The 11,486-nt window shown below is 36.4% G+C and carries 10 protein-coding genes; all 10 read left to right on the top strand.

Annotated features, from left to right (window positions below; all coding sequences use genetic code 11):
• Positions 1 to 69: 69 nt before the first annotated feature.
• The 10 genes from yfmF (at position 70) to CWR45_RS10615 (ending at position 11,474) form a co-directional block, all read left to right on the top strand.
• Positions 70 to 1,359: an EF-P 5-aminopentanol modification-associated protein YfmF gene (yfmF, locus tag CWR45_RS10660; RefSeq protein ID WP_115749846.1), complete on the top strand. Its 1,290-nt coding sequence runs from the start codon at positions 70 to 72 to the stop codon at positions 1,357 to 1,359.
• A complete protein-coding gene (gene yfmH, locus CWR45_RS10655) occupies positions 1,352 to 2,635 on the top strand; it encodes an EF-P 5-aminopentanol modification-associated protein YfmH (RefSeq protein ID WP_115749845.1) in 1,284 nt (427 codons plus the stop codon). The genes yfmF and yfmH overlap by 8 nt, the downstream gene beginning before the upstream one ends.
• Positions 2,636 to 2,644: 9 nt before the next feature.
• Positions 2,645 to 3,361 (top strand): elongation factor P 5-aminopentanone reductase, encoded by a 717-nt coding sequence (ymfI, locus tag CWR45_RS10650; protein ID WP_115749844.1) that lies wholly within the window; start codon positions 2,645 to 2,647, stop codon positions 3,359 to 3,361.
• 562 nt (positions 3,362 to 3,923) lie between these two features.
• Positions 3,924 to 4,718, top strand: a complete 795-nt coding sequence (locus CWR45_RS10645; protein ID WP_115750095.1) for a DUF3388 domain-containing protein — start codon at positions 3,924 to 3,926, stop codon at positions 4,716 to 4,718.
• A gap of 17 nt (positions 4,719 to 4,735) precedes the next feature.
• Positions 4,736 to 5,641 (top strand): helix-turn-helix domain-containing protein, encoded by a 906-nt coding sequence (locus tag CWR45_RS10640; protein ID WP_115749843.1) that lies wholly within the window; start codon positions 4,736 to 4,738, stop codon positions 5,639 to 5,641.
• Between the two features lie 130 nt (positions 5,642 to 5,771).
• The gene (gene pgsA, locus CWR45_RS10635) at positions 5,772 to 6,350 is read left to right on the top strand and encodes a CDP-diacylglycerol--glycerol-3-phosphate 3-phosphatidyltransferase (RefSeq protein ID WP_115749842.1); all 579 of its coding nucleotides are present in this window, start codon (positions 5,772 to 5,774) and stop codon (positions 6,348 to 6,350) included.
• Positions 6,350 to 7,597: a competence/damage-inducible protein A gene (locus CWR45_RS10630; RefSeq protein WP_115749841.1), complete on the top strand. Its 1,248-nt coding sequence runs from the start codon at positions 6,350 to 6,352 to the stop codon at positions 7,595 to 7,597. The genes pgsA and CWR45_RS10630 overlap by 1 nt, the downstream gene beginning before the upstream one ends.
• Before the next feature lie 174 nt (positions 7,598 to 7,771).
• Entirely contained in the window at positions 7,772 to 8,815 is a 1,044-nt protein-coding gene (gene recA / locus CWR45_RS10625) for a recombinase RecA (RefSeq protein WP_115749840.1), read from the top strand.
• Between the two features lie 210 nt (positions 8,816 to 9,025).
• Entirely contained in the window at positions 9,026 to 10,591 is a 1,566-nt protein-coding gene (gene rny / locus CWR45_RS10620; protein ID WP_115749839.1) for a ribonuclease Y, read from the top strand.
• Between the two features lie 85 nt (positions 10,592 to 10,676).
• On the top strand, positions 10,677 to 11,474 hold the full coding sequence (locus tag CWR45_RS10615) for a TIGR00282 family metallophosphoesterase (protein WP_115749838.1): 798 nt from the start codon (positions 10,677 to 10,679) through the stop codon (positions 11,472 to 11,474).
• Positions 11,475 to 11,486: the final 12 nt, after the last annotated feature.

Raw genomic sequence — 11,486 nt, 5'->3', positions numbered from 1 at the left:
CGTATAATGGATGACAGTTGGTAAAATTGTGCAGAATAGGAATATAAATGAATGCTGGGAGGAAAGTACATGTTACCTATAGAAGAAAAACGTAGAAATGTAAATGGATTACAGTTACATTTTATCCAAAGTAAAAAATATAAAACACTAAACATTGTTGCTAAATTAAGGGCTCCTTTGAATCGAGAAACGATAACAAAACGGGCATTACTTCCATATATATTAAACCAAGGTTCTAAACGTTATCCCAGCAAGCAAGAGCTGCAATTAAAATTAGATGATTTATATGGTGCAGTTCTTTCTGTTGATGGATCAAAAAAAGGGAATAATCATATTATTAGCATTCGCTTGGAGCTTGCAAACCCTAAATTTATTCCAGAAGAGACAGCAATTATTGATGATGGAATAAGCTTATTTAGTGAGTTATTACTGGATCCAAATATCTCTAATAATTCTTTTAATGAGGAGATTGTAAGCCGTGAAAAGAATACACTGAAGAGTCGGATCCAAGCGGTAAAAGATGATAAGATGAACTATGCAAATATGAGATTAATTGATGCGATGTGTGAGGGCGAAGCATACGAGCTGCATGCACACGGGTATGAAGAAGATTTACAAGCGATAACTGCAGTAAACCTCTATGGATATTATCAGACACTATTAGAAGAGGATAGCCTTGATATTTATGTATTAGGGGATTTTGATGAGGATGAAATGAGTACGAAAATCGCATCACTGTTCGAGCGTAAGGGTAATCACGTTTGGTCTGAAAATGAAAGCAATGACCCTATCAAGGACATTCAAGCGAAAGAAGTTATCGAATCAGAAGATATTCAACAAGCCAAACTACATATTGGTTATCGAACCAATACGACATTCAAAGATGAGGATTATGCTGCATTACAAGTATTTAATGGGATATTTGGTGGATTTCCGAATTCGAAGTTATTTATTAATGTAAGGGAGAAAAATAGTCTTGCATATTATGCATCTTCTCGAATCGAAAGCCACAAAGGTCTGCTATTTGTTTTTAGCGGGATTGCCCCAGAGGATTATGAGAAGGCGAGGGATATAATCCAGCTACAAATGGAAGCAATGAAAAAAGGAGATTACACTGAAACGGATTTACAGGAAACGAAGGAATTAATTATTAATCAGTTACTCGAAACGATGGACCATTCACAAGGATTGATCGAGTTATTATATCAGCAAGTAATCGGTGATAGAATAATTACTCCAGAGCAATTAATTGCTAATATCAAGCAGGTGACGAAGGAGCAAGTGACGATGCTTGCTAATAAAATTGAAGAGGACACTGTTTATCTACTAACAAGTAAAGGAGGACAAACGAATGAATAAAGCAGTACACCAAGATATTGCTGAGACGATTTTTTCAGAGAAACTCGATAATGGATTAACCGTATACTTATTACCTAAAACAGAAATGGCAAAAACCTATGGAATTTTTTCTACGGATTATGGCTCAATTGATCAACGGTTCGTTCCTATTGGGCAGCAAGAGATGGTAACCGTTCCAGAAGGTGTTGCCCATTTCTTAGAACATAAATTATTTGAAAAAGAAGATCATGATGTTTTTGCTGATTTTGGTAAACAAGGAGCCTCAGCGAATGCTTATACATCGTTTACAAAAACAGCATATTTGTTTTCGGCGACGAGTAATATAGAAGAAAATGTTCAGACTTTAATTAACTTTGTTCAGGAACCATACTTTTCGAAAAGCTCTGTTGAGAAAGAAAAAGGGATTATCGGCCAAGAAATCAAAATGTACGATGACCAGGCGGATTGGCAATCGTTTATGGGAACAATCAAGAGTATGTTTAAAAGTCACCCCGTAAATATTGATATCGCTGGAACAGTTGAATCAATTACGGATATTACGAAGGACGATTTGTATACATGCTACAACACATTCTACCATCCAGAAAATATGACATTGTTTATTGCAGGAAACTTTGATGCTGAAAAAATGATGAAGCTTATCAAAGCTAATCAAGCAGAAAAGACATTTACAAAAATGGAACAGCTTGAGAGAGATTTTCCGGAAGAACCAAAAGAAGTAGCAATGAAAGAAAATAAACTGATTATGCCTGTGTCGATTCCGAAATGTACCATTGGTATTAAGGAATCTACAACTGCGTTAAGTAGTGAAGCATTTCTCCAAAAAGATTTGCTGCAGGCTATGGTTGTTGATCATTACTTTTCGAAAGGCTCATCCTTCTATCAAGAGTTATATCAAGCTGGGTTAATTGATGCTAGTTTTTATTTTGAAACAACGTTAGAAAAGAACTTTGGGTATACATTGATAGGTACGAATACTGATCAGCCTGAAAACTTTGCTGAAAAAGTAAAGGAATTACTACTTTCAACGAATAAAAAGTCATTAACATCAGAAGAATTTGCACGAATGAAAAAGAAAAAAATAGGGCAATTGCTTCGGTCAATGAATTCGCTTGAATTCATTGCAAATAAATATATCCATTATCATACAATGGGTATCGATTTCTTTAATGTCATTCCGGCTATACAAGCATTAAGTCTAGATGATGCGAATGATTTTATTCGAAACTGGATTGAAGAGGATCGCCTCGCAGTTTGTACGATTGCTGCAAAGTAAGGAGAAATTATGGGGAAAAATGTACTGATTATCGGTGCAAGTGGTGAAATTGGGATTAGCATCGCAGAGAGGCTTGCCGAGGATGGACACCAATTAATCCTGCACTATAATAAAAATGAAGAAATCATAAGTGATTTAAGAAAGAAGCTTAATAATAATTCGATTCTGACCGCGATTCATGCAGATTTAAGCAATGAATTAGAGATAGAGATTTTTTTGAAGAAGCTTGTGTTTTCAGTGGATATGATTGTATTTGCAAGCGGGCGTGCACAGTATGGTGTTTTTCACGAAACGTCAAACGCGACAATGGATGAAATGCTAACATTACATGTAAAAGCACCATGGTTGATAACGAAAGCATTATTACCGAGCATGCTCCATAAAAAGTATGGAAAAATTATCTTAATTAGCTCCATCTGGGGTGATGTCGGGGCAAGTTATGAAGTAATTTACTCCACGGTAAAGGGTGCACAAAATAGCTTTGTTAAAGCTTTAGCAAAAGAAGTTGCTCCAAGCGGGATATCTGTCAATGCCGTGAGCCCAGGGTTCATCGAGACAAAAATGAACCAACATTTATCAGAAGAGGAAAAGGAAATATTAATTTCGGAGATTCCGATGAATCGTGCAGGGAAACCGGATGAGATAGCCCATGTTGTATCCTTCTTATTGGACGACAAATCTAGCTATATTCAAGGTGAAATCATTCGCGTAACAGGTGCTTGGTAAACATATAGATATTAATAGAAATTAATTACGAAGGCAGCCCTAGCTAAGCCTTCGTTTTAATGATGATATTATTAATAATGGGTCATCTGGCTGTTCGGATAAAATGCGAACTAAGAAGCACAAAGTTGATTCCCACTCCGGACAGTCGCTTTCCGTCTGCTCTAGCTGTTCCATCAGGAGTCTCCTGTCAACAGCAACACTCAACGGTGTTAAGAGAGGTAATGCCGTTACATTTTATTAAGAAAATAATAAAAAAATAACAAACGCACAATCCCAGTGGAAGAAATACAAGGAGTCTCCTGCGAGTTGGCTCACCAGCTCCCCGCGGAAAGCGTAGTGTATTTCTGGAGCGAACGGTCTGAGAGCCTATAGCGAGTAAACTAATTCTCAATTTACACCGACAAAATTATATCGATATTATTCCTGTGTAAGTAAAAGCTGCTCATAAAAATAAAGTATAATTCCTTTCCAACAAACGAATTATGCTTTATGATAGAACTATATATTGCAATTATCGAATAGATTCGTTACCATTATAAGAGTATGTAATATGAAGGAGAATATAATGACGAAAGAATGGTACCTGGAATATGAAATTCTAATCAATCGTCCTGGACTACTAGGGGATATTTCTTCATTATTAGGGATGCTTTCTATTAATATAATAACCATTAATGGCGTTGAAAATTCTAGAAGAGGAATGCTTCTTCTATCGAAACATGATGAAAATATTATGCGCCTAAAATCAATATTAAAAACGATGGATACAATTGAATTAATAAAAATACGTAAACCAAAATTAAAAGACAAAATGGCAGTCCGACATGGGAAATATATTCATACGGATGCAGATGATCGTAAAACGGTTCGATTTGTTCGTGATGAACTCGGGTTATTAGTCGATTTCATGGCAGAATTATATAAGCAAGAAGGTCATAAACTGATTGGGATTCGTGGTATGCCAAGGGTTGGGAAGACAGAGTCGGTTGTAGCTGCTAGCGTTTGCGCCAATAAGCGTTGGCTGTTTGTATCTAGCACGATGCTTAAACAGACTATTAGAAATAAACTAATCGAAGGCGAGTATAATGTTGATAATATTTATATTATTGACGGCATACTATCTACTAGACGAGCGAATGATAAACATTGGCAACTAATTCGAGAAATTATGCAACTGCCTTCAATAAAAGTTGTAGAGCATCCAGATATTTTTGTTCAAACAACTGAATATAAACTTGATGATTTTGACTATATTATTGAATTACGTAGTCATGAAGGGGAAGAGATTACATACGATTCAGTTGATAATCACTCTCTAAGTACTGCGAACAATGGCTTTTCGATGTTTGATTTCTAAAACGGAAGGTGTTATTTATGGATGTAGGGGCAAGATTAAAAGAGTCGCGACATGAAAAGGGACTCTCATTAGATGAACTGCAAGAAATTACAAAAATACAAAAGCGTTATTTAGTTGCAATTGAAGAAGGAAATTTAAACATTCTTCCAGGGAAATTTTATGCAAGAGCATTTATAAAAGAATATGCAACTGCTGTTGGCTTGGATTCAAGTGAATTATTAGAGGAACATAAAGAAGAAATTCCAAAAACTGAAGAGGAAAGCGAGATTCAGTATACAAGAATTGAACGATCACGAAAAGAAGCAAATGTTGATAAAAATTCAAGCTTCTCATTTATACCAACTATTATCGTAATTTTATTAGTAATTGGTATATTCTTTGTTGCGTGGTATTTCATTCAAGAAGGTTCCACAGGTGAAGGAGATCCACCGGAAGAAGAATTAACGGATAATGAAATTATCATAAACGACTCTACACCAGATTCAAAGGGAAATGCGGAACAAGGTCAACAGGAAGAGAATAATGAAGAAGCGAATAAAGAAGATGATGAAGCGGGTACACAATCAAAAGAAAAAACTGAAGTAGTTTCATCTGCGTTTACTGTTACTGAAGAAGGAACAGGTCCTGTGCCAGAATCTACTCTAGAGTTTAATACTTCAGATGATGAACTAATCTTTACGTTTGAGTCGCCAGGTGAAGTATGGTTAGATGTTAAGAATGAAACTGGAGAATCTTTCTATAGTACTATTCTTACCGAGGCAGATTCACCGATGGAACTGGATTTATCGGGAGAAGATACCATTTACTTAAACATTGGTAGTGCTCCGAATTTAACATTTGATGTCAATGGTGTAGAATTTGAATATCCAGTTGATCCAAATGAACGAGACCATCAACGACTATGGATAAATATTACACAATAAAGCCAATATGTTATAAGACCCTTCCAATATGGGAGGGTCTTATACCTTCTAGAATGTGTTCAACATACTTGAAGTAATAGACGTATGATATATCAGCAATTAAATAGAAATTTTGGAGGAAAGTATAATTATGAATTTACCAAATAAACTAACCCTGTCAAGAATCATATTAATCCCAGTTTTTATCCTATTATTAAGTATTCCATTTAATTGGGGAGAGTGGAATATTGGTGATACGACGCTCCCAGTATCCCATTTTGTAGCGGCGATTTTATTTATTTTTGCATCAGCAACAGATTGGGTCGATGGTTATTATGCTAGAAAGTATAATCTGGTTACCAATTTAGGAAAGTTTATGGATCCATTAGCGGATAAGTTACTCGTTTCGGCAGCTCTAATTTTATTAATTGAAATGGGCTTAGCGCCTGCATGGATTGTCATAATCATTATTAGCAGGGAATTTGCGGTAACAGGATTAAGGCTTGTAGCTGCTGGGGAAGGAATTGTACTTGCAGCAGGAAACCTTGGGAAAATTAAGACGGCAACGCAAATGATTGCAATTGCTGTATTATTATTGCATAATTTCCCTTTTTCTTACTTAGGATTCCCATTTGGTACGATCATGCTATATATCGCACTATTTTTCACGGTATTATCTGGAGTTGATTACTTTATTAAAAACTGGCATGTGATGGGAGAGTCTAAATAATGCACCAGCCTAAAGCAGAAATTATTGCTGTTGGTACTGAGTTGTTATTAGGTCAAATCGCAAACACAAATGCACAATGGATATCAGAGCAGCTCGCATTATATGGAATCAATATTTATAATCATGCCGTTGTTGGTGATAACCTTAACAGAGTAGTTGAAGCATTCTCACAAGCACATATACGCTCTGATATTATTATTGTAACTGGGGGACTCGGTCCAACAGAAGATGATCTTACTAGAGAAGCATTTCAACAAATGAGTAAACTTGATGTATCCGAGCATGAGCCGTCAATGGATAAAATTGTACGTTTTTTTAAAGAACGTAACATCGTTATGACGCCTAATAATCGAAGACAGGCAAGGGTGTTTAAAGGTAGTATTGTGCTTGATAATAAAGTTGGAATGGCCCCAGGGATGATTGTAAATTTTGAAAATCGAACTTGGATTTTCTTACCCGGAGTACCCCGTGAGATGAAAAGTCTTGTTGCGAACGATGTATTGCCATATCTCCTACAGATTATTGGCGATAAAGCAATTATTAAATCTCAAGTATTGAGATTTATCGGCATTGGTGAATCACAATTAGAACATGAAATTAAAGATATCATTGATGGCCAAAGTAATCCGACGATTGCTCCTTTAGCAACAGATAGTGACGTTACAATCCGACTTACTGCTAGAACTGATTCACTGGAAAATGCAGATAAATTAATTGAATCAAGTAAACAACAAATTCTATCTAGAATTGGAAACTTTTTTTATGGAACAGATGAACAAACATTAGAACAGCAAATCATCGACAAATTACGAGCAAGTGATAAACGACTTGCACTTGCCGAAAGTTTGACCGGCGGAATGGTGACTAGTAAACTTGTTTCTATCAGTGGGGTTTCAGATGTTTTAACAGGTGGAATCGTTTGCTATGACACGAAGGTTAAAGAGAGAGTCTTAGGTGTCTCAAAAGAAACAATCGATTTATTCGGTACGGTTAGTGAACAATGCGCAATTGAAATGGCAACCAATGTATTGCGAATTTTAGATGCAGATATTGGTATCAGCTTTACTGGGGTAGCAGGTCCTAATGTGTCGGAGGGAAAGCCTGTAGGTACTGTATTTATTGCCGTCTGTACGAAAAATGGTTATCAGCAAGTGGAGCAATTTAAGTTTCGAGGTGATCGGGATACGATTAGAAATCGCACAGCATTAAAAGGGCTGCAAATTCTTTTTAATTTGTTAAAACAGTAATTTACATTGGTTCAGTTGATTGAAATTCAATTTTCTTAGCTAGAAATAGTGCAATTATAAATTTTTTCAATGAAACATTACTATCAAAATACAAGAACATTTATTCGGCTTTTTGTTGGCAAAATGGAAAAAACAATGTATGATGGAAGTAGTTAATTTAAGGAGGTAGTTTCGTTGAGTGATAGAAAACAAGCTTTAGATATGGCTTTGAGACAAATAGAGAAACAATTTGGTAAAGGTTCGGTGATGAAACTCGGTGAAAACGAGTTTCAACCGATTGAAACGATCCCAAGTGGTTCATTAGCGTTAGACGTTGCATTAGGAATAGGTGGATATCCAAAAGGACGTATCATCGAAATCTATGGTCCTGAATCATCTGGTAAAACAACAGTAGCACTTCATGCGATTGCTGAAGCACAGAAAAAAGGTGGACAAGCTGCGTTTATTGATGCTGAGCATGCGTTAGACCCATCCTATGCAAGAGCTTTAGGGGTTAACATTGATGAATTACTATTGTCTCAACCAGATACAGGAGAACAAGCATTAGAAATTGCTGAAGCACTCGTTCGAAGTGGTGCTGTTGATATTCTAGTTGTCGACTCTGTTGCTGCACTTGTTCCAAAAGCAGAAATCGAAGGCGAAATGGGAGATTCCCATATGGGGTTACAAGCACGCTTAATGTCACAAGCATTAAGAAAATTATCTGGCGCAATCAATAAATCAAACACGATTGCTATTTTCATTAATCAAGTTCGTGAGAAAATTGGCGTTATGTTCGGTAATCCAGAAACAACTCCAGGTGGACGTGCACTTAAATTCTATTCATCTGTAAGACTTGAAGTACGTCGTGCAGAGCAATTGAAGCAAGGTAATGACATTGTTGGGAATAGAACGAGAGTTAAAGTTGTAAAAAATAAAGTAGCACCACCATTCAAACAGGCAGAAATTGATATTATGTATGGTAAAGGGATTTCTAGAGAAGGAGAAATTCTTGATATTGGATCCGAACTGGATATCGTTGACAAGAGTGGTGCATGGTACTCATACGACGGTGACCGCTTAGGACAAGGACGTGAAAACTCTAAACTATTTCTATTAGAAAATCCGGAAATAGCCGAAGTTATTCATACTGCGATTCGTGAACACTATAGTTTAGATCAAAAGGCTGAGGCAGTTCCTGAATCAACAGAAGATACTCAAGAGAGTTTAGATGTATAGAAAATATGATGAAAATCCTTTGCCCAAAATGGCAAAGGATTTTTTTATGAGATATTATGGCGATTCCTTGACAATATTAGAATAGACAATTAAAATTAAAACTGTATAATTTTATATTTTTCTATAAAACGTATTGTTAATTATACATCTAAAATGTTACATGCCGACAAATAAGAATTGTAAAACTTTATAGCAATAGGAGGTGAAAACATGGACAATCCTATCATCATCTCCATTTTGTTTGTAATTATCCTAATCGTCGGTATTGTTGTTGGTTATCTGATACGTAAATCTATTGCAGAAGCTAAAATTTCTAGTGCGGAGACATTAGCAAAACAAATCGTCGAAGAAGCACATCGAAATGCTGATGCCGCTAAGAAAGAGGCACTCCTTGAAGCGCGAGATGAAAACCATAAGCTTCGTCAACAAACAGAAGATGAATTGCGCGAACGACGTGCAGAATCTTCGAAGCTTGAAAATCGCCTCACGCAAAAGGAAGAAAATCTGGATCGAAAAAGTGAAACACTAGACAAACGTGAATTGTTGTTAGAGAAAAAAGAACAATCATTAGCAGAAAAACAACAACAAATTGAAGAAATGGAAAGCAAAGTGGAAGCTATGAAAGATGAGCAGCAAACGGAGCTTGAGCGCATTTCAGGATACACATCAGACCAAGCCAAACAGATTATTTTAGAGCGGATTGAAAAAGAGGTACAACATGAATCAGCAATCATGATCAAAGAAGCCGAAAATCGCGCGAAGGAAGAAGCGGATAAGAAAGCGAAAAGCATTCTTTCCCTCGCATTACAGCGTTGTGCCGCGGATCACGTTGCTGAAACAACAGTATCTGTAGTAAATCTTCCAAATGATGAGATGAAAGGTCGTATAATTGGTCGTGAAGGTCGAAATATACGTACACTCGAAACTTTAACTGGTATTGATTTAATTATTGATGATACACCGGAAGCAGTTATTCTATCTGGTTTTGATCCGATTAGAAGAGAAATTGCTCGTATGGCATTAGAAAAACTAGTACAGGATGGCAGAATCCACCCAGCTAGAATTGAAGAAATGGTGGATAAAGCTAGACGTGAGGTTGACGAATATATACGGGAAATTGGAGAAGAAACTACATTTGAGGTTGGTGTACATGGTTTACATCCAGATCTAGTCAAAATATTAGGAAGACTAAAATATCGTACAAGCTATGGGCAAAATGTACTGAAGCACTCAACAGAGGTTGCATACCTTTCCGGATTGCTAGCTGCTGAATTAGGTGAAGATGTTACGTTAGCAAGAAGAGCTGGATTGCTTCATGACATTGGGAAAGCGATTGATCATGAAGTTGAAGGCAGCCACGTAGAAATAGGTAAAGAACTAGCGATTAAATACAAAGAACATGATATAGTAATCAATTCAATTGCTTCCCACCATGGCGATGAAGAGGCAACATCTGTTATTGCAGTTCTTGTAGCTGCTGCTGATGCATTGTCTGCCGCTAGACCTGGTGCAAGAAGTGAAACATTAGAAAACTATATTAAACGATTAGAGAAACTTGAAGAAATATCTGAATCATTCGAAGGCGTAGAGAAGTCATTCGCAATTCAAGCTGGCCGAGAAATTAGAATTATGGTTAAACCAGATGAAATTGACGACCTTGAATCTGTACGCATTGCTAGAGAAATACGGAAGCAAATTGAGAATGAACTTGATTACCCTGGTCATATTAAAGTAACAGTGATCAGAGAAACAAGAGCAGTAGAATATGCTAAATAAAAATAAAAGCGGGTATAACATCCGCTTTTATTTTTATTTCCAAGTAGAAAGTTGTAACTTAAAAGAATAGATAGGGTGAGTTAATATGAAAATATTATTTATTGGCGATGTTGTAGGTTCTCCAGGTAGAGATATGGTGCAGGAATATTTACCGAGGTTAAAAGAAAAGTATCATCCAAATTTAACAATCATTAACGGGGAAAATGCTGCATCAGGGAAAGGGATTACTGAGAAAATTTATAAGCAATTTCTAGAGTGGGGTGCGCAAGTAATTACGATGGGCAATCACACTTGGGATAAAAAAGAAATCTTTGAATTCATTGATGATGCGAAGTATATGATTAGACCTGCTAACTTTCCTGAGGGAACTCCGGGTAAGGGATTAGTTTTTATTAATATAAATGGAGTGGAAGTAGCAGTAATCAATATGCAAGGTCGTACATTTCTGCCTGCAATCGATGATCCTTTCCGAAAAATTGATGAATTAGTTGAAGAGGCAAAAAAACGAACCAATCTTATCTTTGTAGACTTTCATGGGGAAGCCACTAGTGAAAAGCAAGCATTTGGATGGTATTTAGATGGCAGAGTGAGTGCAGTAGTTGGTACACATACACACACGCAGACTGCAGATGAACGAATTTTACCAGCAGGTACGGCATATATAACGGATGTAGGTATGACAGGTCCATATGATGGAATATTAGGTGTAGAACGGGATGCTGTATTAAAAAGATTTCTAACTTCTTTGCCTGTACGTTTCGAAACTACAAAAGAGGGTAGAACACAGTTAAATGGTTTTTTTGTTACGATTGATGATAGAACTGGAAAGGCAACAAAAGTAGAGCGAATTATGATTAATGAGGATCATCCCTTTTTCAGCTGATTTATTGAATTT

Source organism: Oceanobacillus chungangensis (assembly GCF_003369565.1).
Taxonomy (GTDB): domain Bacteria; phylum Bacillota; class Bacilli; order Bacillales; family Amphibacillaceae; genus Oceanobacillus; species Oceanobacillus chungangensis.
The sequence above is the reverse complement of the archived record's forward strand: the minus strand, read 5'-3'. Positions and strand labels throughout refer to the sequence as shown.